The sequence below is a fragment of the Thermotoga sp. 38H-to genome (assembly GCF_011057665.1).
Taxonomy (GTDB): domain Bacteria; phylum Thermotogota; class Thermotogae; order Thermotogales; family Thermotogaceae; genus Thermotoga.
Genome location: NZ_LNFZ01000001.1, coordinates 222,149 through 246,346, shown reverse-complemented (window position 1 = coordinate 246,346; position 24,198 = coordinate 222,149). Strand labels below are relative to the sequence as shown.

At 44.9% G+C, this 24,198-nt stretch carries 24 protein-coding genes and 2 tRNA genes; 15 read left to right on the top strand and 11 right to left on the bottom strand.

What is annotated here, in order from left to right; translation table 11 throughout:
- The first annotated feature begins 27 nt into the window (after positions 1–27).
- Genes AS158_RS01215 through AS158_RS01175 form a run of 9 tightly spaced genes read left to right on the top strand, consistent with a single transcriptional unit; the run spans position 28 to position 6,956 of the window.
- Positions 28–393 carry a SoxR reducing system RseC family protein gene (locus tag AS158_RS01215; RefSeq protein ID WP_231556572.1) on the top strand — a complete coding sequence of 122 codons (366 nt, stop codon included), beginning with the start codon at positions 28–30 and terminating at the stop codon, positions 391–393.
- A gap of 11 nt (positions 394–404) precedes the next feature.
- Entirely contained in the window at positions 405–755 is a 351-nt protein-coding gene (locus AS158_RS01210) for a DRTGG domain-containing protein (protein WP_008195222.1), read from the top strand.
- Positions 752–1,717: a CBS domain-containing protein gene (locus AS158_RS01205; protein ID WP_165304371.1), complete on the top strand. Its 966-nt coding sequence runs from the start codon at positions 752–754 to the stop codon at positions 1,715–1,717. Before AS158_RS01210 ends, AS158_RS01205 begins: the two co-directional genes overlap by 4 nt.
- A complete protein-coding gene (locus tag AS158_RS01200) occupies positions 1,680–2,009 on the top strand; it encodes a DRTGG domain-containing protein (RefSeq protein ID WP_008195226.1) in 330 nt (109 codons plus the stop codon). The genes AS158_RS01205 and AS158_RS01200 overlap by 38 nt, the downstream gene beginning before the upstream one ends.
- A complete protein-coding gene (locus tag AS158_RS01195) occupies positions 2,006–2,704 on the top strand; it encodes a PHP domain-containing protein (protein WP_165304370.1) in 699 nt (232 codons plus the stop codon). The genes AS158_RS01200 and AS158_RS01195 overlap by 4 nt, the downstream gene beginning before the upstream one ends.
- Entirely contained in the window at positions 2,698–4,107 is a 1,410-nt protein-coding gene (gene gltX, locus AS158_RS01190) for a glutamate--tRNA ligase (protein WP_165304369.1), read from the top strand. The genes AS158_RS01195 and gltX overlap by 7 nt, the downstream gene beginning before the upstream one ends.
- A 2-nt stretch (positions 4,108–4,109) precedes the next feature.
- Positions 4,110–4,883: an alpha/beta hydrolase gene (locus AS158_RS01185; RefSeq protein ID WP_165304368.1), complete on the top strand. Its 774-nt coding sequence runs from the start codon at positions 4,110–4,112 to the stop codon at positions 4,881–4,883.
- Position 4,884: 1 nt separating this feature from the next.
- On the top strand, positions 4,885–5,901 hold the full coding sequence (locus tag AS158_RS01180; protein WP_165304367.1) for an AI-2E family transporter: 1,017 nt from the start codon (positions 4,885–4,887) through the stop codon (positions 5,899–5,901).
- 5 nt (positions 5,902–5,906) lie between these two features.
- Positions 5,907–6,956: a tetratricopeptide repeat protein gene (locus AS158_RS01175; RefSeq protein ID WP_165304366.1), complete on the top strand. Its 1,050-nt coding sequence runs from the start codon at positions 5,907–5,909 to the stop codon at positions 6,954–6,956.
- Here the strand turns inward: AS158_RS01175 and guaB are convergent.
- The 5 genes from guaB to AS158_RS01150 form a co-directional block, all read right to left on the bottom strand.
- Complete coding sequence (gene guaB, locus AS158_RS01170) at positions 6,953–8,401, bottom strand: IMP dehydrogenase (protein WP_004081543.1); 1,449 nt, start codon at positions 8,399–8,401, stop codon at positions 6,953–6,955. The genes AS158_RS01175 and guaB overlap by 4 nt on opposite strands.
- An 11-nt stretch (positions 8,402–8,412) precedes the next feature.
- Positions 8,413–9,651, bottom strand: a complete 1,239-nt coding sequence (locus AS158_RS01165) for a pitrilysin family protein (RefSeq protein WP_038034408.1) — start codon at positions 9,649–9,651, stop codon at positions 8,413–8,415.
- The gene (pnp, locus tag AS158_RS01160) at positions 9,623–11,749 is read right to left on the bottom strand and encodes a polyribonucleotide nucleotidyltransferase (RefSeq protein WP_165304365.1); all 2,127 of its coding nucleotides are present in this window, start codon (positions 11,747–11,749) and stop codon (positions 9,623–9,625) included. The genes AS158_RS01165 and pnp overlap by 29 nt, the downstream gene beginning before the upstream one ends.
- Before the next feature lie 73 nt (positions 11,750–11,822).
- Positions 11,823–12,095, bottom strand: a complete 273-nt coding sequence (gene rpsO / locus AS158_RS01155) for a 30S ribosomal protein S15 (RefSeq protein WP_004081540.1) — start codon at positions 12,093–12,095, stop codon at positions 11,823–11,825.
- A 103-nt stretch (positions 12,096–12,198) separates the two neighbouring features.
- Positions 12,199–12,274 (bottom strand) — tRNA-Gly (locus tag AS158_RS01150).
- Between the two features lie 104 nt (positions 12,275–12,378).
- Here AS158_RS01150 and AS158_RS01145 point away from each other — a divergent pair.
- A tRNA-Met gene (locus AS158_RS01145) sits at positions 12,379–12,455 on the top strand.
- 154 nt (positions 12,456–12,609) lie between these two features.
- On the opposite strand, the gene AS158_RS01140 is transcribed toward AS158_RS01145, so the two are convergent.
- Genes AS158_RS01140 through AS158_RS01130 form a run of 3 tightly spaced genes read right to left on the bottom strand, consistent with a single transcriptional unit; the run spans position 12,610 to position 14,711 of the window.
- Entirely contained in the window at positions 12,610–13,047 is a 438-nt protein-coding gene (locus AS158_RS01140) for a pyrimidine dimer DNA glycosylase/endonuclease V (protein ID WP_012896509.1), read from the bottom strand.
- 4 nt (positions 13,048–13,051) lie between these two features.
- Positions 13,052–13,744 (bottom strand): hypothetical protein, encoded by a 693-nt coding sequence (locus AS158_RS01135; RefSeq protein ID WP_004081539.1) that lies wholly within the window; start codon positions 13,742–13,744, stop codon positions 13,052–13,054.
- Position 13,745: 1 nt separating this feature from the next.
- A complete protein-coding gene (locus tag AS158_RS01130) occupies positions 13,746–14,711 on the bottom strand; it encodes an aromatic ring-hydroxylating dioxygenase subunit alpha (RefSeq protein ID WP_012311161.1) in 966 nt (321 codons plus the stop codon).
- A 122-nt stretch (positions 14,712–14,833) separates the two neighbouring features.
- Here AS158_RS01130 and AS158_RS01125 point away from each other — a divergent pair, with 122 nt between their 5' ends.
- Positions 14,834–15,136, top strand: coding sequence for a hypothetical protein (locus AS158_RS01125; protein ID WP_011943902.1), 303 nt, complete (start codon positions 14,834–14,836; stop codon positions 15,134–15,136).
- A gap of 361 nt (positions 15,137–15,497) precedes the next feature.
- Entirely contained in the window at positions 15,498–16,274 is a 777-nt protein-coding gene (locus AS158_RS01120; protein WP_004081536.1) for a hypothetical protein, read from the top strand.
- A gap of 252 nt (positions 16,275–16,526) precedes the next feature.
- Here the strand turns inward: AS158_RS01120 and AS158_RS01115 are convergent, their stop codons facing one another.
- From AS158_RS01115 to AS158_RS01105, 3 genes are read right to left on the bottom strand one after another with little or no spacing between them, the layout of a single operon-like run.
- The gene (locus AS158_RS01115; protein ID WP_004081535.1) at positions 16,527–17,699 is read right to left on the bottom strand and encodes an MFS transporter; all 1,173 of its coding nucleotides are present in this window, start codon (positions 17,697–17,699) and stop codon (positions 16,527–16,529) included.
- A 15-nt stretch (positions 17,700–17,714) separates the two neighbouring features.
- Positions 17,715–19,643: a hypothetical protein gene (locus AS158_RS01110; protein ID WP_004081534.1), complete on the bottom strand. Its 1,929-nt coding sequence runs from the start codon at positions 19,641–19,643 to the stop codon at positions 17,715–17,717.
- Positions 19,636–21,420, bottom strand: a complete 1,785-nt coding sequence (locus AS158_RS01105) for a radical SAM protein (RefSeq protein ID WP_004081533.1) — start codon at positions 21,418–21,420, stop codon at positions 19,636–19,638. The genes AS158_RS01110 and AS158_RS01105 overlap by 8 nt, the downstream gene beginning before the upstream one ends.
- 740 nt (positions 21,421–22,160) lie before the next feature.
- On the opposite strand from AS158_RS01105, the gene AS158_RS01095 reads away from it, so the two are divergent.
- The 3 genes from AS158_RS01095 to AS158_RS01085 are packed head-to-tail and all read left to right on the top strand — an operon-like array spanning position 22,161 to position 24,175.
- A complete protein-coding gene (locus AS158_RS01095) occupies positions 22,161–23,765 on the top strand; it encodes a hypothetical protein (RefSeq protein WP_165304364.1) in 1,605 nt (534 codons plus the stop codon).
- A 12-nt stretch (positions 23,766–23,777) separates the two neighbouring features.
- Positions 23,778–23,996, top strand: coding sequence for a type II toxin-antitoxin system HicB family antitoxin (locus AS158_RS01090; RefSeq protein WP_004083352.1), 219 nt, complete (start codon positions 23,778–23,780; stop codon positions 23,994–23,996).
- A gap of 29 nt (positions 23,997–24,025) precedes the next feature.
- Positions 24,026–24,175: a type II toxin-antitoxin system HicA family toxin gene (locus AS158_RS01085; protein ID WP_227738448.1), complete on the top strand. Its 150-nt coding sequence runs from the start codon at positions 24,026–24,028 to the stop codon at positions 24,173–24,175.
- The last annotated feature ends 23 nt before the right edge of the window (positions 24,176–24,198 follow it).

Genomic DNA, 24,198 nt, shown 5'->3' with positions numbered 1-24,198 from the left:
ATCGTAGAAAAAATGTATGTTCGAGAAGTGAAAGACGGGAAAGTGGTGGTGACAAAAGCTAGAACGAGCGCTTGTGGGAGTTGCCCGGCAAAGAACATCTGTCTTTCCGACAACGAGATAAAACTCGAGATAGACTGGTGTGGAGAAGATTTGAAGCCCGGTGATGAGGTTATGGTAGACATACCCGAGTACGATCCTTTGAAGGTATCAACACTCGTTTATTTTCTTCCCCTTGTGATATTCGCGGTGACTGTGATAACTGGATACCTTTTTAGGCTGAAAGATTGGGTAACCTTCGTACTTGCGCTGGGAAGCGTTTTCGCCTATTATTCTCTGCTTCGTTTCAGAAGAAAAGACAGAAAACCTCCTAGAATTCTCAGGAAGGTTTCTTAGGAGGTGTTTATGTGACAGTAGAAGAGATCGCCAGAATCGTGGAAGGAGAGATCCTTTGTGGAGACAAAGATCTGAACATAGAAAGAGCCGTTGCCACAGATCTCATGAGTGATGTTCTCGCGTTTGCTGAGCCGAACGTTCTTCTGATCACAGGGCTTCACTCTCCACAGGCCGTGCGAACCGCCATGGTGGTGGGGATACCCGCTGTTCTCTTCGTCAGAAAAAAAGATATTCCTGAGACTATAGTCAATTTTGCGAAAGAATGCAACATCACCGTTCTTGCAACGAATCTTTCCATGTTCGAAACTTGTGGCAGACTTTACATGAACGGTTTGAAGCCCGTCAGGAGAGGGGTAGAATGAGCGTTTCCATCATAGACAGATTGCAGACCATCTTCCAGGATGTTAGAGTTTCCGAATTCATGAATCCGGATGTGATATATGTAACACCGGACAAGACGCTTCTTCACGTGAAAGAAATTATGAGGATAAAGAGGATTTCAGGCGTGCCCGTTGTGGATGACAAAAAACGGGTGGTGGGAATCGTCAGTCTGGAAGACATTATAAAGGCCCTCGAGGGAAGTTACATAAAAGACAGGGTTGAAAAGCGCATGACGAAGAACGTGGTGTGTTTGAAAGAAACAGACACCCTCCAGGACGCCGTCAAGACCTTTGAGAAATACGGTTACGGGAGATTTCCCGTTGTCGACGATGAGGGAAAACTTGTGGGGATCGTGACAAAGCACGACATCATCTATTTTCTTCTGGCAAAACTCGGCATCATGTACCTGCACGACAAAAGGATGGAAGAAGTCCTGGAAAAAGGAACTTCACTGATCACGGGAGAAGTCCTGGAAAAAGGAAAAGCGGATTTTGTTTTCCACATAGATTACTTCGATGTGAACATGATCGGAATAGGGGCTTCCAAATTGAAGAGGTTTCTCCTGGAGCGAGGAGTGGATGAAGAACTGGCAAGAAGAATCGCAATAGCTACTTATGAAGCGGAAGCAAACGTTGTCATCCACAGCGAATCCGATGGATACATATATTGCTTTATCGACAATGAGAAAATCACGGTGAGGGTAGAAGACAGAGGAAAAGGGATAGAAAATCTGGAACTCGCGATGAGAGAAGGTTATTCAACAGCTCCAGACCACATCAGAGAGCTCGGCTTTGGTGCAGGGATGGGGCTTCCAAACATGAAAAGGTACTCCGATAAGATGGTCATCATCTCGGAAGTGGGAAAGGGTGTAATCGTTGAGATGGTGTTCTTCAGGAGGGATAGAGGTGAGGATAGGGGAGATAGTGGAAAAACTGGGGCTTGAACATGTGTGCGGTGATCTGAACACGGAAGTGGAACACGGTTTCACCTGTGACCTTTTGAGTGAAGTGCTGGGGAAAGCCCAGCCTTCGACACTCTGGATCACGGTGCAGTCTCACGTCAACATAATAGCGGTTGCCACGGTTGTCGGAATAAAGGGAATCGTTCTCTGTGACGGTCATGAATACGAAAAGGACACTGTGAAGAAGGCAGAGGAGAACGGTGTGGTGCTCCTCAAATCTCAGGAGAACTCCTTCATGGTTTCCGGGAAGGTGTACGAGCTGGGGTTGAGATGAAGGCAGACTTACATGTGCACACGTGTCTGTCACCGTGCGCAGATTTGCTGATGATACCACCCGTTGTGGAGAGAGCATCGAGGGATATACAGATTCTCGGCATAGTTGATCACAACAGCGCAAAAAACGTCCCTGCTTTTCTGAAAATGAAGAAACTCGTTGTCCCTGGAATAGAGATACAGACAGTGGAAGATGTTCACGTGCTCGGTTTTTTTTCCGATGTTGAAAGCGCATTGAAAGTCACGAAGATCGTTTACGAACATCTTCCATCGGTGAAACACGATCATGAGAAAATGGGCTACCAGCTCTTTGTTGACGAAGAGGGAAATTACACTGGTTACGAAGACATTCCGCTCGGTTTTCCTTCAGATCTCACACTGTCTCAGGCTGTGGAGCTGATTCAATCCTATGGAGGGATGCCGGTTTACGCGCATGTTGAGAAGAGATTCGGTGTCTTGTATCAGCTCGGCTTCTTTCCAGATCTCGAGGTTCCTGTTGCTGAAGTGGTGAGTAGAGAAGGAAAAGAAAATGCCCGGAAGAAAAATCTCAGGGTGATAGTGACATCGGACGCCCATTTTCCCTCTGATGTAGGAAGAAGGTATATCGACGTATTTGGAGCGCCGCATTCGCCCGAGGAAGTGCTGAAAAAGATCCTCAGCGGTGAATACACACTGGGAGGTGTTCTGAATTGGTAAGGGTGAGATTCGCACCGAGCCCTACAGGTTTTCTCCACGTTGGAGGAGCTCGAACCGCTCTGTTCAACTTTCTTTTCGCGCGGAAAGAAAAAGGAAAGTTCATCCTCAGAATAGAAGACACCGATCTGGAGAGATCTGAGAGGGAGTACGAAGAGAAGCTCATGGAATCTCTCAGGTGGCTTGGTCTTCTGTGGGATGAAGGACCGGACGTGGGAGGAGACCACGGTCCGTACAGGCAGAGCGAGAGAGTAGAAATATACAGAGAATACGCTGAAAGGCTTGTAAAGGAGGGGAAGGCCTATTACGTTTACGCTTACCCTGAAGAGATAGAAGAGATGAGGGAGAAACTCCTTTCTGAAGGAAAAGCACCTCACTACTCTCAGGAGATGTTCGAAAAGTTTGATACTCCCGAGAGAAGAAGGGAATACGAAGAAAAGGGTTTGAGGCCGGCTGTGTTCTTCAAGATGCCTAGAAAAGACTACGTACTGAACGATGTGGTTAAAGGTGAGGTTGTGTTCAAGACAGGAGCAATTGGAGATTTTGTGATAATGAGAAGCAACGGTCTTCCCACCTACAATTTCGCCTGTGTGGTGGATGACATGCTCATGGAAATAACACACGTTATCCGTGGAGACGACCATCTCTCAAATACACTGAGACAGCTCGCTCTCTACGAAGCGTTTGAAAAGGCTCCCCCCGTTTTTGCGCACGTTTCCACCATACTGGGACCCGATGGAAAAAAACTGAGCAAGAGACATGGAGCCACTTCTGTGGAAGCGTTCAGAGACATGGGATATCTCCCGGAGGCGCTTGTCAACTATCTGGCACTTCTTGGATGGTCTCACCCAGAGGGTAAAGAACTCCTCACTCTCGAAGAATTGATTTCTTCGTTTTCTCTGGACAGGCTCAGCCCGAACCCTGCGATTTTCGACCCACAGAAGTTGAAATGGATGAACGGTTACTATTTGAGAAACATGCCGATTGAGAAGCTCGCAGAACTGGCAAAGCCGTTCTTTGAGAAAGCCGGGATAAAAATAATCGACGAGGAGTACTTTAAAAAGGTACTGGAAATCACAAAAGAGAGAGTAGAGGTGCTTTCAGAATTTCCTGAAGAGTCCCGCTTCTTCTTTGAAGATCCAGCACCTGTTGAAATACCGGAAGAAATGAAAGGAGTGTTTTCACAGCTCAAAGAAGAGCTCCAGAACGTTCGGTGGACCATGGAAGAAATCACACCTGTCTTCAAGAAAGTACTGAAACAACACGGTGTAAAGCCAAAAGAATTCTATATGACACTGAGAAGGGTCCTGACCGGTAGAGAAGAAGGTCCTGAACTCGTCAACATTATTCCTCTTCTTGGAAAGGAGATCTTTTTGAGAAGAATAGAAAGATCTCTGGGGGGATGAGAATGAACATCCAGAAACACGGAGAAGACTGGAAAGGTACGGTTGTGATCGTACACGGTCTCGGTGAACACTCCGGGAGGTACAGAAGACTTGTGAGAGAATTCGTTTCAGAGGGTGTTCGGGTGATCACCTTCGATCTACCGGGTCACGGCAAATCTCCCGGAAAAAGGGGGCACCTTCGTTTTGATGACGTTTTTAAAATATTGAACGAGATCACGAAGGACCTGGAAAGGTTCGTGCTCTTTGGTCACAGTCTCGGTGGATTGATAGCTATCAGATTCACTCAGATTTTTCAGCCAGAGAACCAGAAAGGTTTGGTGGTGTCGGCCCCCGCTATCCTGCTTCCAGATACCCATTCTCCGGTCCTTGAATTCATGGTGAGGTTTCTGTCCTTTTTTGTTCCATTCCTCACGATGAGCAACGGGATAAACCCGAGCGATCTTTCCAGGAACAGAGAAGCGGTGGAAGCGTACATAAGAGATCCCCTCGTTCACGACAGGATCTCTTTCAAGCTCGCTTCAGATATGCTCTCCCATATGAAAAAGGTTCTTAAAGACGCTGAAAGGATAAAGGTTCCAGTTCTCATTCTTCACGGAACCGATGACAGGGTGGTGTCTTTTGAGGGAAGCAAGAAGTTTTTCGAAGCGCTGAACACAGAGAAAAAACTGGTGAGCTTTCCTGGAGGATACCATGAACTTTTTGAAGATCCAGAGCACCAGAAAGAGTTTTTCAAAACGATAGTCGAGTGGAGTCTCGAAAAACTCGGAGGGAAATAAGTTGAAGGAGTTCAGGAAGATCTTAGAGGACAAAGCTTTTTTCTTCACGACACTGTACATATTGATTTCATTTCTCGTATTCAAAATTTTCCCGGATGTCTTTGCAGTGATTGTGTTGATGGTGTTCTTCACACTCCTTCTAGATCCGGTCATTCGTTTCCTGGAGAAGCTGAAATTTGGAAAGTACTTCTCCAGGATAGCAGCGCTTCTTCTCTTCTTTTTCGTGATGGTTTATTCGCTTTACATGATCATTCCTCCTGTTTTCAACGAGTTTGGGAGTTTCATCGAATTCATGACAAAAGTTTTTGAAAGCAAGATATGGAAAGACTACATAAAATCTCCTGAATTGATGCCGGTGTTCGATAAGATCATGAATTTTCTTGAACCAAAGCTCACAGATTTCCTGAACTATGTCTTTTCGCTCGTGACAACGAATTTTGTCTCTGTTACCACGATAATTGTTTTCACGCTTTTCGGACTCGGCTACACCCTGTTCTATATTCGCGAAATAGCCAGCTTCTTTGTCCTCATCTATCCAAAGAGTGCAAGAGCGGAAGCGAGAGAGTTTTTCCGTGGTGTGTACGCGAGTATGGGAAGGTACATAAGGGTCATCTTCATAAATGCTGTGATAATAGGACTCTCTTACTGGGTTGTTTTCGAAGCTTTCAACTTGAAGTACAGCGCCATCATAAGCCTCTGGGCTTTTGTGACCAACTTCATTCCAATCGTCGGAGTGGTCCTGGAATACATCCCTGTACTTCTTTTTTCTCTCACTCTCGGTGTGAAAGGTGTTCTTCTCATAGCACTCTTTGCGATCCTCATACATGCCGTTGCCTTCGTTGTCTTCATTCAGCTGATGAAAGGCCTCGAAAAGCTGAATCCCGTTTACATAATCTTGTCCATCCTGTTTTTTGGGAAACTCTTCGGATTGTTCGGATCTTTTGTGGGAGTGCCGCTCGCTCTGTTTTTCAAAGTCTTCTGGAGGAAATTTCTCAGGCCCCTTTTTGAGGCGGGGTGAGAGTTTTGAGAATTATCTTCATTCTTCTTCTACTGATACCTTCTCTTCTGACGATGGCGCTATCTCTTGAGGAGATAAAAGACCTCTCAAAAACGAATCTGGACAACGCCATAGATCTTTTTCTCGACTACATGAAAAAACACCCCTCTGATCCAGAATTAGAAAATGCTGGAGAGTTTCTCTTTGCCAAAAAAAAGCTCGTTGAAAAACACCCCTCCCTCTCTCGAGAAATCATCTCAGAAGACTTTCAAGCTCTCCTTGAAAAACTAAGAGACACAGAAGAAATGTTTTCCGAGGAAGAAGTTCCCCTGCTGGAAAAAATCTTTCCAGAGCTGAAAAGTTTTGCTGAGAAACTGCAAGACGTGGAGGAATTTCTCTCTTCACCATTTTTCTGGAAGCTCGGCATCAGTTTGAAATTAGAAAACCCCGAGAAGTTCGCCGAAGATCTTGTGAACAGGTTTCTTGAAGATCCTTTCGTGTTCTCATTCGAGGTGGTGGAAGCTCTCTCGAAGGTGGAAAATGCCGAAGAAATAGCCTACCATCTTGTGAGAAAAGCAAAGGAGATACCTCTGAAAGAGGAGAATTACTCCTATATTCTGAGACTTTTTGAAGTGGCACATCACTTGGGATACAGTGAAACAGACGAACTCGAAGAACAGATAAAGAAATACTTTTCCATCTCTGCAAAGGTGGACGCCTCTGGGAACGTGGAGGAGATCCTCGACGAGTACGAACAGCTCACCATTCCCAAAGAAAAGCTCAGAGAAAAACTGGCCGCTGTTTCGAAAAAGTCGGAGATGTCTGAAGAGAAAAAAGATAGATATTACCCGTTTCTCCCTGTTCTTCTTGCTCTCCCGTTTCTTTCTGCTCGATTCAGAGCGTCTTTTTACAGGAGAATCGGCATGAAAAAAAGAGCAGCTTCGATTTATTTGAAGCTGCTCCAGAAACAGCCGGAAAACGTGAAGCTTCGATTGAAGCTCGCCCGTCTTTACGAAGAAATCGGCATGCACGAAGAAGCGATGAAAGAGTACGAAATCATAAAGAAACTCTCTTAAGCCTGGACCCAGTAGTTCGGAGATTCTTTCGTTATGATGATGTCGTGTGGATGGCTTTCTTTCACTCCAGCTGGAGTGATTTTCACGAAGACTGCCTTTTCCTGGAGTTCTTTTATTGTTCTGGCACCGATGTATCCCATACCGGATCTGAGTCCGCCCACAAGCTGATGCACCACGTCTTTTACGGTTCCTTTGTACGGCACCATACCCTCTATTCCTTCGGGGACAAACTTGTTTTCCCCTTCCTGGCCGTATCTGTCCGCACTTCCAGATCTCATAGCGCCAAGGCTACCCATACCTCTGTAGGCCTTGTACTTTCTACCCTGATACAGTATCGTTTCTCCCGGTGCCTCTTCGGTACCGGCGAAGATACTTCCGACCATGACACTCTCGGCACCGGCTGCAAGTGCTTTCACAATGTCTCCAGAGTATCTGATTCCTCCGTCTGCTATGATGGGAACGTCGTACTTTCTTGCAACTTCAGAACATTCCATAACGGCCGTGAGCTGAGGAACGCCGACACCAGCTACCACTCTCGTTGTACAGATCGATCCGGGACCCACACCTACTTTCACAGCGTCCGCTCCCGCCTTTATGAGTGCCTCCGTTCCTTCCGGGGTCGCCACATTCCCGGCTACAACTGGTAGATCCGGGTAGTCCGCTTTTATCATCTCGAGGGTCTCTATCACTCTTCTGGAGTGACCGTGAGCGGTATCTATGACGATCACATCCACACCCGCTTTTACAAGCTTTTCCACCCTTTCCATGGTTTCAGGACTCGTTCCAACCGCTGCGCCCACGAGAAGCCTTCCCTTTTCGTCCCTCGCCGCGTTGGGATGTTCTATCACACTCATTATGTCCTTGATGGTGATCAATCCAACGAGCTTGTTGTCTTTTGAGACGAGGGGAAGTTTCTCTATTCTGTGCTGGTGGAGAATTTCTTTTGCTTTTTCAAGGGAGATGTCTGGAGGGGCAACGATGAGCTTTTCTCTTGGTGTCATCAGATCTTTTATCTTCTTTGAAAGGTTCTTTTCGAACCTGACATCTCTGTTTGTGAGCAGGCCAACAAGCCTTCCCTCTTCGTCCACAACGGGAAGTCCACCTATTTTGTACTCTGCCATGAGATCAATTGCTTCTTTCACCGTCATATCCGGGGTTACGGTGATAGGATCGTATATGATGCCGTTTTCGGTCTTCTTTACGATCGATACCTGGCGCGCCTGTTCATCGGGAGTGAGATTTTTGTGAATGATTCCAATGCCGCCTTCCCTTGCGAGAGCCTTTGCCAGAGCCGCTTCGGTCACTGTGTCCATGGCGGCACTCACAAGTGGTATATTTATTCGTATCTGTCTTGTGAGCCTGGTGTCTATTTTCACGTCTTTTGGAAGGACTTCGCTGTACTGTGGAACAAGCAGCACATCGTCAAAGGTCAGGGCTTCTTTCATCCAATCCCTCCTCAAACGATCATCTCGTGTTTTTCAATAATCTTCCCGGACTCAGGTCCTATTCCGAACACGCTCCAGTTACCCGCAATAAATCTCTCGTAGGCCCTTCTGTAGTCTTCTTTCGAAACGTTCTTTATTCTCTCGACCCTTTCCTCTATGGTCTCCAGAGAGTCATTAGAGAGATCATCGATCACGAAACTCATCATGCCGGCTGGATTGTCTGTGACCATATCGAGCTTTCCAAGGTATCTCATCTTTCCGTATTCGAAATTCTTCATGAAAAGAGATTCATTGGAGAGAACGTCTTTCATCTTTGAGAAGAACTCATCTATCTTTTCAGGAGAAAGAGCCGCGTACACGATGATGATTCCTGTTTCCTTCAGCGCGTAGATCTGGGAGAACACATCGTAAACGAAGCCCTCTTTCTCCCTTATTTCGTGGAACAGAATGGAGCTCATTCCACTTCCCAGTGCGGTGTTGAGAGCATAAAGCGGGTATATATCTTCACTGATTCTTCCACAAATGGGTCTTGCCATGGCAATGTGTACCTGCTCCAGGTCGTTCCTCACGATGTATCTGGGTTCCGTGTGTTCGAACGAAGGTGGAGGTGGAAGAGGATCTCCTGGCTTGTTCCTTTCTAATTCGCTCAATTCTTTTTCCAGAAGAGAAAGGTAGTCATCGTTTACTTTTCCAGCGAGGATGATTTTGGTATCCGGAAGATTGTAGTTTTTCCTGTGATACTCTCTGAGATCTTCCGACGAGATCTTCTCAATAGTTTCCTTCCTTCCAATGATGGGCCTTCCGTAGGGCCCGGGCCAGACAGTTTCCACCAGAGTATCGAAGAGTTTACTGGTTGGATCATCCTGGGACATCTTGTACTCTTCAAGAATGATCTTTCTCTCTATCTCGGTGTCTTCGGGAGAGAAAATGGGATAGAAAGTTATCTCTTTCAACACGTTCAGCGTTTTTCCGAAGTGAAACTCCGGAACTTTTGCATAATAAGCGGTGGCGAGTTTATCGGTGAAGGCATTGAGAGTTCCTCCAACCACTTCTACGGTGTACTTGAGAGAAAAGTGATCGTAGCTTTTTGTTCCCCTGAAAGCCATGTGTTCTATGAAATGGGAGATCCCCGCAAGTTCTTCTGGCTCGTGAGCGGATCCCTTTTTAATTAAAAAGGCGCAGGAGATCGTCCGCGCCTTGTCAAAAGGTATGGTGAAAATCTCAATTTCGTTTATTGTGTGTCTTTCCATGCTGAGTGTTTTCCCCCTCTGTGACACGTTTGAACTGCAGTCTTCCGAGGTCATCTATGTTGATCACCTGTACCTTTATGGTATCACCGACTTTCACCTTTTTCAAGAACTGCCTCATATCTTCTCCTACTTTGCTCTGATGGAGGAGGCCTATCTTACCCGGTCTCACCTCTATGAACAGCCCGTAAGGTTCTATCCTTGTGACCTTTCCTTCCAGAACTTCTCCCACTTCTATTTCTTTGGCTATTTCCCTTATGAGTTCGATGGCCTTGTCAACGTTTTCTTCAGAACTTCCAACGACCTTGACGAGGCCTGTTTCGTCGTCGATCTCCACCTTCACATCGAAGTCTTTTATGATCTTCTTTATCACTCTGCCTCCAGGTCCTATGACATCTGCCACTTTTTCTGGATCGACCTTGGTTACCTTTATGATCGGTGCATACTTGGACAGATGCGGTCTTGGAGCAGAGATGGTTTCATACATCCTGTCGAGAATGTACATTCTCGCTTCCCTTGCCTGCATGAGCGCTTTCATGAGGAGTTCATCTGAGACACCTGAGACCTTACAGTCCATCTGAAAGGCGGTGATTCCGTCTCTTGTTCCAGCCACTTTGAAGTCCATATCACCGTAGTGGTCTTCCATTCCAATGATGTCTGTGAGTATGATCTCGGCGTCTTCTTCGAGAATGAGCCCCATCGCTATTCCTGCAACGTGCTTCTTGATAGGAACTCCAGCATCCATCAGCGCCAGGGATCCTGAACACACCGTGGCCATTGAGGAAGAACCGTTGGACTCCAGGATCTCAGAAACCACTCTTATGGTGTAGGGGAACTCTTCTTCGGGTGGAAGCATGTTCTTCAGAGCTCTTTCTGCCAGATGTCCATGCCCGATTTCCCTTCTGCTGGGACCTCTGAGCGGCTTCACCTCTCCTGTACAGAACGGAGGAAAGTTGTAGTGCAGCATGAACCTCTTAACGCCTTCTTCGAGGAGTGTGTCTATGATCTGAACGTCCATGGGAGCGCCAAGAGTAACGATACCGAGACTCTGTGTTTCCCCTCTGGTGAAAAGAGCAGAGCCATGTGTTCTCGGGAACAATCCAACCTCGCAGGAGATGGGTCTGATCTCGGTCGGTTTTCTCCCGTCCGCTCTGATACCCTTCTCCACTATCAATCTCCTCATTGTTTTTTTGACGGCATCTTCATAGAGTTCCGAGACAAAGGGTTTGATTCCTTCCAAATCGGTTACGGACAATTTTTCTGCAATCTGATTCAGAAGCTGTTCTTCGTACTCTTTGAGAGCCACTTCTCTTTCCTTCTTCACCTTTACGAGGATTCTTCTTTCCAGTTCTTCTTTGTTTAGAAGATCTTTGAAAGCCTCAACGAGGCCTTCAGGTGGTGTGGGCTCGACAACGGGGATTTTCTCCACGTTGAACTCTGAGAGAATCTCTTCCTGGAAATCGACTAGTTCTTTTATGACGGAGTGGGCGAATCTCAAGGCCTTCACCATATCTTCTTCTGTTACTTCTTTTGCTTCACCTTCGACCATGGTGACAGCGTCTTTTGTTCCAGCAACGGTGATATCCATCAGACCCTTTTCTATGTCTTCCTCACTGGGTAAGGCTATGAACTGTCCGTCTCTGTAACCAACCCTAATACCCGCCACTATACCTTCAAACGGTATCTTTGAAACGTTCAATGCGAGGGACGCGGCAAAGATTCCCACAACGTCCGGTGGAACGTTCGGATCCACCGAAAGCACGGTCACGATAACCTGAACCTCGTTTCTGAGCTTTTTCGGGAAAAGAGGCCTTATTGGCCTGTCGATGAGACGGGCTGAGAGAATGGCAGATTCACTGGGCTTCCCCTCTCTTTTGATAAAACCACCGGGAATCTTTCCCGCAGCGTAGAACCTTTCCTGGAACTCAACGGTGAGAGGTACAAAGTCGATTCCTTCCACTGCTTTGTCTGAAATGTTTGCGGTTGCCAGAACAACTGTGTCACCAAACCTCACCAGGGCTGAACCACTCGATTGTTTCGCTACTTTTCCGTACTGAACTACGAGTTCTCTTCCAAGGATGTTACGTCGCCATTCCTTCATATTCCTATCACCTCTACCCAATCAATTTAAATCAGGAAGCGGGCAACAAGCCCGCTTCCCCCTCCTGAAAATTTTATTTCCTGATACCTAACTTGGCAATGAGTTCTCGGTAGACTTCTGGTTTCTTGTGTCTCAGGTACTTCAACATTTTTCTTCTTCTTCCGATCATCTTCATGAGTCCTCTTCTGGAGTGGAAATCCTTTGGATGCTTTCTCAGGTGCTCTGTCAAATGTTTGATCCTCGCAGTGAGAAGAGCGATCTGCACCTCAACGGATCCTGTGTCGTTCTCGTGGATTTGGAATTCCTTGATGATTTCGTTTTTCTTTTCAGGGTCGAGAGACACCACCGAACACCTCCATTTTATCAGTCTCCGCCAGCCCAGGTTCTTCCCCAGACTGGGGTCAAGGATGATTATACCACAAAAACATACCCCGGCATGTGCCGGGTTGTGGAGCGGGCGACGGGATTCGAACCCGCGACCCCCAGCTTGGGAAGCTGGTGCTCTACCAGCTGAGCTACACCCGCTCGTCTGTTTTTAATTTTATCATATACCACAGAGAACTTGCAAGATACCCTCCCCTTGACAGGCAACAAAAGAAATGCTATATTATAAAAACGGAATTAGACGGTGCGGGGTGGAGCAGTCTGGCAGCTCGTTGGGCTCATAACCCAAAGGTCGTGGGTTCAAATCCCACCCCCGCTACCAGATCGATATGAACAGCCCGGCCGTTTTGGCCGGGTTATTTTGTTTTTATGGGTTCTTGCCTTAAGTGTTCGTGGATAGAAAAGGATATGACTGTATCCAGTGAAAGAAAACGAAGGCATGAGAACGGGGTAAACCAGAAAAGGTTCGTATCCATTCAAGGGAAGACTCCTTTTTCCCAGTGTTCTACTTTTCCCTCGATGATCAGAAACACAGGACTGGCGTGGATATCCTTTTCGCTTTTCAATGTTTCATATCGCTCTGGATCTCTTTTCTGAAGTTTCTTGAGGAGGTGGTGAAACTCATATTCAAGTTGGCCCTTCGTGACCGGGATCTTTTCCTTGAGTTCCACTACCTCTATCTTCCTGATGTCAAAGCGGTAGCCCCTCCTTTCCGCTTCCCTCCATACCTCAAAGAGGTAGGCGTTTATGGCCTTTAACGGCTCTGAATGGTTTTTAAAACGTTCAAGCTGCGGGTGGTTTCTGTACCCCCTGGTCTTTCCTTCGAGCACTTTTTTAGCCAGTAAACTTTCCCTCCAGAGTGCCACGAGCCCTTTGGCGTCAAGGTATTTTGGGTGGAGCGACCAGAGACGCAGGTTCTCACCTCCACAGGTATGGTACTATGCTATAGCCCGTCCAGAAGAGCGGGCCGAGGTTCAGAAGAAAGTGTGGTATGAACGTGAAAACCATGTTTCCGGACTGACGCCATACCACTATGTGGATGAACCCTGAAATGGTCGTCATCAGCACAAACGCCACCCCAAAGAATCCCTCGGGACTTGCTACATGGAGGAACTTTGTCCAGAACATCGTGTGTATTAGCCCCACGAAGGCGGCGAAGAACACCAGGCCTGCAAGGCGATATCTGAGCCTGGGTTTTTCAGGGTACAGGTCCCATGAATCAAACAGGTAGAGCCAGAGTATCTGTTCGGTCGAAGCATTCACCGGAGCCCACAAAAGTGCCGTAAGGAGAACACCAAACCGGTCAACTTCCTCAACTCTAATCCGTGCCTGGTAGGCAAAGAATAGGGCCGTGAGTATTACAAGGACGTTCACATAGAACCACTTGGGAGGCTTTTTCGGGAAGGGTGTTCCATAGCCTACAACGCCTCTTCTCAGCTTCACAAGGCCCCAGGCGAGGGAGTAGTAGATAAGCATGGGAATGAGGACCCCGCTCAGATCATAGAGCCATCCCGCCACAGCAGGGAGAGAGAAGGCTATTACAGCTGAAAGCAGGAGGTCAAGGTGCTTTGGTCTCCATGAAGTCGGGTCATAGGTTTTCACTCCGGACATCTCACTGACCTCCACCAAACAGGAAATCAATCAGTTTCTTTTCCTTATAAAGCCTTTTGCGAAACTCCATTATGGGCAGGTCACCCTGGACGAGGACATCTTTCCTTATGTCCCTCTCCTGGGTCTCCACAACTCTCCTATCCTGGTGGAGGATTATCCTGTTTAAGGGCATGCTTAAACGGGCTATGATGGAATCAACGGGTTTCAATCCCGTCATTTTCACGTAAAAGCGGAGGTATATCATGGTTTTCTGCCTGTCCACGGGAACAAAAAAGGCTACCACTCTCGTACCTTCACTTATGTGGTTCTGCCAGAGGTTGGGAAATATGAACTCAAGGTAAACCCTCGACTCCTCCCCGCTGAGTTCCTCGGGTCTTTTGACCCTCTGCCCCCTATCGACCTCGTTGAACACGTAAAAAATGAAACTGTCTTCGTCTATCCACTTGACGACGGGGCCGTGGACCAGGGTCCTGTTTCCCCGGCCTATGGTGGTTCTGTGGACGAAAGGTAGGTGCATGACGTCGAGCTGGTTCTCAACCGCCCTCGGGAACGGGACGTTCCAGAGCTCCCTGAACTCCGCATAAGCGAAGTCCTCATCTATATCATCGAAGAACTTTGGCTCCTTCTCTGGCTCTCCTTCTCCGAACCAGAGCCATATTATGTTATTTTTTTCGTAAACCGGGTATGAATTAACCCTAAATCTATCAGGAACTTTGTAGTTCTTCCCGAGGGCCGGTATAAGCCTCACCCTGCCGTTACCGTCGTACTCAAACCCGTGAAAGGGGCACTGGATTCTATCGTTTATAACCTTCCCCGCTGAGAGCCTAGCCCTCCGGTGCACGCAGAAGTCTTCCAGGGCGTAGACTTTTCCCAAGCTGTCCCTCCAGAACACCAGGTCTCTCCCGAGTCGCCTAACTCCAACGGGTTTTCTCCTCACCTCATTCGATGAAAGAACTGCAAACCACATTGAAGACACTTCTTGCGGCGCCCCCCATCGTCCGTTGTTTGTTTTTTCTTAATGATACCATAGTTTTGGAATTGGAAAAAACGAGAGTGATCTCAGAACGGTCGAATGAGGAGGTGATTGTGGTGATCAGAAAAACTGTGAAGGGTACAGACGGCAGAGAGTACACTTTTGTGGCAAAAGAAGGAACGTTTGAAAAGCTTACAGGGCTTGGTACGACCATCAGAGGGCACATACCTGGAACGGACTCTCCTTTCTACGGCATTTTAGAAGACGGAGAAGAAGGCCTCAGAGCCTGGATTATGACGTTTCGTGTTGTAAACCGTGTTCCCATCGACAGTGAGACAGAAGAAGAACTTGTTCGTCTCTTTTTACCACTAGTGGAACGAAGAAGAATAGACCGTTCTATCCTGCTGTACGTTGAATGAATAGGGAAGCCCGGTCGAAATGGCCGGGCTTTTTGTTTTTTATGGGTCCTCACCAAATTGTTCCAGAGTTGAAACACAAAGAAACGGACTATAACTAGTGGAAGGAGGTGAGGTCATAATAGCCAGGGTGTATCAGAAAAGGCAAAGCTCATATCCTGTACTGGTGAAATATTATTTTTTTGTTGAGGCAGAAGGGAAAAGAAGCTTTTAAAGAATTCTTTGCTTTAAGGTTTGAAGTGAGAAGATTTTGCATATCAGGGGCTTTGTGATACAATACCACCAATTAAATAGTAAATGAGGTTTTCAGAAAGCCTGGAGAAATCGACAGAGTTCACTTAAATGGTGTAAGGGGGGTGTTTTTATGAGCAAGATGTTTATCACTGTGTTCTTTGGTATAATGCTTGTTACTGTTTCTTTAATTTGCATAGCTGAAACTGCGCCAGAAATTATTTGGCAGAAAATTCTTGGTGGATCCAGTGATGATTATGCTTTTTCAATTCAACAAACACCCGATGGTGGGTATATAGTGGCTGGATATACCGAGTCAAACGATGGAGATGTCAAAGGGAATCATGAAAACGGTGACTTTTGGATAGTAAAGCTTGATAAAGATGGAAACATAGAATGGCAGAAAACTCTCGGTGGATCCAATTGGGATTGGGCTTTTTCAGTTCAACAAACACCCGATGGTGGGTATATAGTAGCTGGATTTACCTGGTCTAATGATGGAGATGTTAGTGGAAATCATGGCTCGCTTGACGCTTGGATAGTAAAGCTTGACAAAGATGGAAACATAGAATGGCAGAAAACCCTTGGCGGATCCGGAAATGACTGGGCCACTTCAGTTCAACAAACAACCGATGGAGGTTACATAGTGGCTGGAGGAACCTATTCAACCGATGGGGTTATCCGAGGAAATCATGGATCACTCGATGCTTGGGTAGTAAAGCTTGACGGCAATGGGAACATGCAGTGGCAAAAAGCACTGGGCGGATCTGGTTCGGATAGTGCTTGGTCAGTTCAGCAGACAACAGATGGAGGATACATAGTGGCTGGATTTACCAAATCAAACGATGGAGATGTGACTGGAAATCATGGAAGCGCTGATTTTTGGGTTGTGAAGCTTGGTTGGCAGTGAGGTGAGCCTTTGTGGCTTACCTTTGAATCAAAGAAGTTTGGTGGGAGATGATACTGAAAGAGTGACGAGATATTATTCAGTTCCTACACGCATTTACTTTGTCAAACAAGATAAAGCAAAATCACTCACAACCAAAGAAAAGGAGTAGTAATGCTCCTTTTCGTTATTTTATTATTAGGAGTGTTTGGTATCACGGTCCTTTGATTACACTCATTGATGCTGGTAAACAGATCTTCTTGATATTTCAACCGCTCACCCCTCAAACCTCTGAAGAGAAATCAGCACGCCTCCTGCGATGAGCGCCATGGAAGTGGTTATGAAGATGTGCGCCGTTGCAACGTAACTGGAGAGAAATCCAAAGAAACCATAGGAAACGGGCAGTAGCGAGAAAGATACGGCTGAGATCAGGGAAAAGATCTTTCCCCTCATTTCCTCCGGTATTGCCAGTTGAAGCAGTGTGATAACGTTTATGTTGAAAAGGGTTTGAAAGATTCCAATGAGGAAATACATGGCAAACATAAGCCAATGGTTACCCGTCATGGCAAACACGAAAACAGCCAGCCCGTACCCCACCAGATTCAAACCCAGGGTTTTCACGCTGGCTCTTGTTCTTATCGTTGCCATCAGAAATGTGACTATCAGTCCCCCAAACGACAGCATACTCATCAACGTTCCATAGACCCACTCGCTCTTTCCCAGTTTCGAGACGTGTTCAGGTAGCAGAACGTGCATTGAACCTGTGAAGAAGTTCATGATGGCAATGACCAGTATCGTCACCAGGATGAACCTCACCGATCTTATGTACAAAAGAGCAGATTTTATGTCCTGCCACATATTTCTTTCCTTCGACACTTTCTTCAGATGCTTTTCTTCAACCTTTATGAACATCTCAAAGATTCCTGAAATCAAAAAGGACAGAGAATTTATGAGAATCACTCCTGCAAGTCCCACTACCTTCAGAAGGAGGCTTCCAAGGGCAGGTCCAAGTATTTTTGAGAGGTTCTTCAGCAACCTGTAGAGTGAATTCGCCCTGACCAGGTTTTCTTTTCTGACCAGATCGGGAAGCAGGGAATCAACTGCTGGATTGAAGAAAGAATCGAACACGGAGACAAGAACGGTGACGATCAGAAGAAGCGCCATCGTTAACTCTGAGAAATATTCCATGAGAAACAGATACATGAACAGAACTCCCCTGAGAATATCCATCACAACCATCATGTTTCTTCTGCTGTGCCTGTCCACCACCGTTCCAGCGAAGGGACTCACTATTATGGCGGGAAGAAAAGAGGATATCATGAAGAGGCCCACGTATTCGCTCGAGCCGGTTTTCGAGTAGAGCCACCATGCCAGTGCAACTTGATAGATCCTGGTGCCGATCAGCGAAACGAACGAACCGGAGGCGAAAAGAAGGAGGTTTCTGTTCAACTCCTTTCACCTCCTCTACACGTTCTTCAGTCTGAAGGTGTAGGTGCTGACACTGAGATTGAAGTCTTCAAACCAGTATACGTAGAGACAGTAGGTCTTGTTGATTCTCTGATCTGTCCTTTTCAGGGCCACCTCGACTTCGAACTTTTCCTCCCCACCAGGCTCAAGCGTGAAGACCTGAAAATCTCTGCTCAAATAAATGTTTTCCATTTCACTTCTGTTCTCACACCACAGGTTGAAACACACCAGGTTGTTCGTGGTGTGGGCATTTTCATTCCAGACTTTCACGTAGAAGATCTTTCTGTCGGGTTGCTCGTGAACAAGGACTATCTCAGGATACTTCGGGGGATGAACGCTCTCGGTGTCGAAAACGTTGTGACAGTTGCTGCAAAATCCAGAGTATCTTTTCATGGGTACGAGAGTGTTTTCGCTCTCTTTTATTGACAGGTAATTACCACAGTACGGACACCTGATGGTTTTGTGAAGGTCTTCTTCTGCACATCTGACCGTCATGTTTTCGCCGTACACCTCTATGAAAAACTTCGGATTCTGTGAAAGAAGATGATCGGCCAGAAGGTTGTAGATTCTCTCCTCCACTGCTGACAGATTCTTACTCAATCTGTGCAAATCGAAGTTTTTCAGGTTTCTGTTTGCTTCGTCCAGAACCTCCGTTTGCTCGTTTATCTTCGAGAAGTAATCGTGAACCTGATTCTGAATCTTCTTGTGCCTGAATCCCAGAAGTTCCAGTTTTCTCATGTTGAAATATCTTTTTGAATACACATCTTCTCTTAGCCTTTTCCCCACTCCGAAAACAATTCTCAACGGCCCATTCACTTCTTCCCATGAATACAAAAAGAGTTTGATACTGTTTTTGAGCGGATAGGGTATCACCGAGTAGAACACGTCCTTCCTTATCTCGTCGCTGGAAAACACATAGAACTGCCTTTTCAATACTTCATTGAGAATATCCTCTCCTGCATGAATCTCTAAAAGCCTCATCCCAGCAATTCTGTCGATTTCTAAAACGATCTCGCTTTTCCCCATTCTCAGCCTGTCCACTTCCAGTTTTTCTGGAATGGTCACCTTTGCGTTTGGAAAGCCGTAGAGTATGTACGGAAGGTAGTCCGAGCAGTGGTTGTAGGAGTTCGTGTTCAGAATGTAGAGCACTTCTCCTGCCTCGAATCCGTGAGAGATGAGATGATGGAAAAGAAGAGCCTCACTGTTATAGCCTTGTTTTGGCCTGTAAGAGCTGATGAGGACCTTTGCGTTCTTCAAAAAGTTCATTCCAACGTTTATGTACTCTCCCTTCTCTGAGGTGGAAATGAGAGTGCTTGAGCACGAGTCCATGAAGATACACTCAGCCTGAACATCCTGAGCATAAACCCTCTCATATTCGCAGTTCTGACAGTCCGGGAAGTATCTGTAAATCTCTTCCAGAGGGATGTCTCTGTTGATTCCGCAGATCTTTCCGTCACTCAGATGCAGATGCCTTCTGTTTCCATCTATCACCATGCTCAAACAGAGCTTTTTGTGCTTCACTCTGTCGAAGTTGTCCACCGTGCTTTCGTACCGCGTGAAAACTTCCGCGTTGAGTCTGTGTTTTATACTTTTGTTTTCCTTCCTCAAGATTATAAGATACTGCTGGGGATCAAGTGAGATCTGTTCCTGGTAATTTGCGAGTTTTTCTCTCAGCAGATCGATGGAGAGGGCAGATATGACTCCAAAGTAAATGCCCCTGTCTCTGGAGTATTCATACGCCTGCCTCAGGAAATTTTCCGTCAGCAGTTTTGGATTGCACACGATTATGAAGTCATTTTCTATCTCTTCTTTCCCGTTGAAGTTATCGGGGGACATTTCATGGATTCTGAATTCATCGAGAAAATCAGCCAGTATCCTGGCTGAAAGACCATATTCATCCCCTCTGAAGGCCACAATCTCAAGCATTCGACATTCCCCCCTGATAGTTGGTCGTCGATATATCAATACATCGATTAAAGCATTGAGAACAATTTAACTTACATTCCTCATCTGTTGATATAAAGTTCAAAGCCTTAAAATATTCTTTTAATAGATAATCTTCTGATATTAAAGTTTTCTGGATCTTCCAAGGACAGTATTTATCAATATATTCCTCAAAGTACCAAGCTGCATTTATACCAAACTCATTCAGGAGATTCTCAAGATCACTGACAGTATTGAAGCGTTTGCTATGCAAATAGTGTAGCAAGAAAGCTATTTCTAATCCTCCCCTTGAAATCATTGGTTGGAGTAAAGAAATTGGATGAAACACCGTTGTTTCAAATTTTACAAGCGACTCATTTTCATTTTCATCTTTTTGTCTTTTTTCCACTTTTTCGTCAACAACATCATTTGATATAACCACAGGAAATCCTTCTTTTTTAACTTTCTCTACAATGTAAAGAAATCTGTCCTCAATATTCTTAAGCGACGGAAGTTTCACATACTGGAAAGGAGTGAAAGGTTTAGGATATAAAGGATTTATACCTATTTCCAAGCGCCCATCAGTATTCTTTAGTTTGTTCATTTGATGCCGAACCTTCATTATAAGATCTGCTATCTTATCTAAATCCTCAAATGTCTCGCCAGGTATGGCTAAGATAAAGTAAAGACCGAAATCTGGTATGCCATAGAGGGAAGAGATCCTAACCACTTCCAATATTTCCTCATCCTTTATTTCGTGTTTACCTATTACTTTGCGTAATCTTCCGCTCGTTTCTGGTGCTACAGTTATCTTTCTTTGGCCGGAAATTGCAGCAATCTCTATTATCCGCTTCGACAATTTTTCTAATCTCTGAGAACCGATCCTCACTCTCCCTCCTTTTTTAATGATGTATTCAAGATAATGCTCTACAATCCTAGTTTCTAGTCCTTCATAGAAGAGTTTAATTATTTCCACATTGCACTGATCAATTGCTAGATCAACTATTTTCTTGAATGTTTCCCATCTTAAAGTTCTAGGTGGTTTTAACCTATGCCCCATATAACAAAATCTGCATCTTTGGGTACATCCTCGTCTCACTTCTATAGAAAAAACTCTTTCCTCATAAACGGTATTTTTAGTAACGAATATACTATGTGCTGGATGTTCGTTTATATCAACAGGACTGGTTTGTTTCACCATACCCGTTTGGAAAAAACCGTGAATACAAGGCACGTAAATCCCTTCTATTTGAGAGACAGCCTGCAGGAATTTCATACGCTTTCTTTTTACATTTCGATAAACTTTGTATGAATCTATGATTTTATGAATAGCCTCTTCTGCCTCTCCTAAGACTATGACATCACAAACTAGAGATAACGGCAGTGGATTATAATTAGCTACAGGTCCTCCACCTATTATAATGGGATCGTTCTCTTCTCTGAGAAGATTGATCAATGGTATAGAACCTGCTTTCAATATTTTGAAAGCATTTAACACGATTCCTTCGTATTGAAAACTAATACCTATGAAATCACTATCTTTTAGTTTGAAACCGTATTCGAAAGAGAAAGGCTGATCTTCGTCTGTGTAATACCTATCAACAGCAACATCATCTCTAAGATACAGCTCTTTATACAGGGTCTGGATTCCTAGATTCGGCAAACCGTACTTGTATATGTCAGGAAAAGCCAGAATGAAGATGATTTCATTGCCTTTTAAATTTTTGGAAGGAAGTATTCTTTCTTCTTCCTTGATCTTATAAAGAAGAGAAGTTCTCATGTTTCATCCCCCAAAATGAACCATTTCTTGCCCTTTGTACAAATTTTCATCCTTTACCTCTCACTTGAGCCATCGGTCTTTTTCGCTTCTCCTAAAAAGTATATTAAAAGATATTATATACACTCTCTCAAAAAGTTTGCATTTCGTTCCCTGCGTCTGTCTTGCCATCAGAATCAAAATCCTCCTCAACAACTCAGGAACTTTCCCACATCTGCACGGTGCCAATATTTCTCACCCCCCGCACAGATGCTAAAACACCCTATATGGTTTTCAAGTTTTAAAGAAAATTCTTCAATGATTTGAAAAGAACTTACAGGGCTGTTTTTTAGATCGCAAAATTTCTGTGAACTTAAATAAAAATGATTTTTTACGTACAGCAGAACAAGGGTTAAAAACTCTGATTTCCAGCAGTTGAACCTTTGAAAGTAACCTCACAAGTAGCTGCACTTTTGGGTGCAACCTGAACCTGTTCCGTAATCTCACTTTTCCAGGAATGCGTTTCGTTATCTGTCTTCACTTTGTCAGCGAAAATGATTGTAGACAGGAGAACGAGTATCAAAAAGATTATCATCAAAACCCTTCGCATTCTGATCACCTGTCATCACTTTATCAAACCTTATATGGTTTTCAAGTTTTGGCTGTTCCAAAATCCTCTTTAAAAGCACATTTTCAGCACCAGATTTCATGGGCTTTGAAACAATTTGGTTTTTTGAGGTATAACTATAACAGAGGGAGTAAAGATGAAAAGTATAGAAGGCCTGAAAGAGACATTCAAGTACGGTGCTTTTTCTCTTCCAGCAGTGAATTACATGCTACTCGAAGAAAACCTTCCAAAAGAGTGCAGAGAGGTTCTCTGTATACTGAAACTCGCTTGGAAAGGAAACTTCAAAGAAGCGATTCAGAAAACAGATAAAATTTTGAAAAGCTGCAAATCCGAAGCAGCGAAATATTTTCTTTTGGCGAACAAACTGGCATTTTTAAAATATACAGGCAAAGTAGATATGAATCTGTACAGGTACCTGAAAAGAAACCTTCCCAAGATGTCAAAATCAATAAGAGATACTGTGATCGTTACTTTAATAAACTTTGAAGCAAGCGGAATAAAGCCACTACGGAAGGTGAGGGTGTGGAAAAACGATTACAGAAAATCCACACTTTCCTTTTTATATCTTTCCCTGGCAAGAAGGGAAGCAGATTCTGGAAGACTCTCTGAGGCGGTACACGATTACATACAGGCTTACAAACTGTCCAGAGAAATTCCCCATCCAACCTGTATGGTTTCCTCTTTGAACGATCTGGCATGGGACATTAAGGAAAAACACCCAAAACTCGCCTACGATCTTTCTAAAGGAGCCGTTTTCTGGCTAGGATACTACAGAGAGGAACCAGGAAATCTCTTTGGAGCCCTGGATACTCTGTTTGTTGTGGAAAAAGACATGGATTCACCGTCTATCCACAGCACTGCACATATCATCGTTTCGCTTCCCGTACCAGAAGATTATCTGTCTCTACTCAAAAAAGCGAAGAAATTTGTGTTGGACTACACAAGATCAACTTATCCGAACACAAGTCAGTTGAGAAGATATGTTGAAAAGGTCGCTTGGAAAGGAAAAACTCTCAGCTCCAAAGGTATCTCAGATATATTGAAAGGGAAAACAAAAATGATTCGTGCAGATACGATAAGAAAACTGTTGACATCTGGTGTTGATACAGGGGCACCTTTTCCTGTCTGGAACGAGTGGATAAAAATGGAGATTGAGCTAAAATTCAAGGAATCGCCAGAAAAGCTTAAAGAGTTTCCCTTTCATCAGAGACAAATCCTTTTTCTTACCTCTTACATGGCTCTTCTTGATAGAAAATTCCTTTCAAGGAAAGAAAGACTCAAAAAGGTATACACACTCCTTGAAGATATTGAGTTGTTCGCTGACTTCATGGCAAAAGATCACCGGACCATGGAATTTGTTGTTTCAATGGTGAAGGCTCATCCTTTCATTGAAGGAAGAAAAGAAGCGGTGAAGAAGGCCCTTGGAAAGATGAAAAGAAAGAGACTGGAAAGATTCACTTTGAAATACATCGAGATGAAAGAATCTGACAGAAAGCTTCTTGACAGATTTCTGAGGAACTACGGAAGGTACGATGGAGTGAGGTTTGGGATCAGATTGAAAGGTCCAGAAGCGGTGAGAGGGTTTGCGAGGAAGTACTCTCTCAAGGTTCAGCCCCTGTTTGCTGCCTTCTGGTGTGAAGAGGATGGAAGAGTGAGAAGGAGACTGGAAAGAATCTTGAGGCATATGGTCCTGTATAATTTAATCGAAATTGCCATATTATTTGTCATGGTGGAAAAATGAGAGGTGAAAAACATGCGTAAAATTTTCACAGCTATCATTGAATACGATCCTGAAACAAAGCAATATGTTGGAATGGTTCCAGATGTTCCAGGTGTGCATACTGTAGGTAGTTCCTTAGAAGAAGTGAGAAGGAATTTAAAAGAGGTGCTTGAGCTCGTATTGGAGGAAGCAGGAGATGAAATAAATCACCAGGAATTCGTGGCTCTTGAGATGATAGAGGTGGAAACTTGAGTCGTCTTCCAATAGTTGATCCAAAAACTATGGAGAAGGTTTTACTGAAACTTGGATTTCAACGTGTTCGCCAAAAAGGAAGTCATGTGTTCTACAGGCACAGCAATGGAAAGTATACGACCATCCCATTTCATGCAAGAGACTTGCCCAAGTCACTTAATAAGAAAAATCATCCGTGAAGCGGGTATATCAGTGGAAGAAT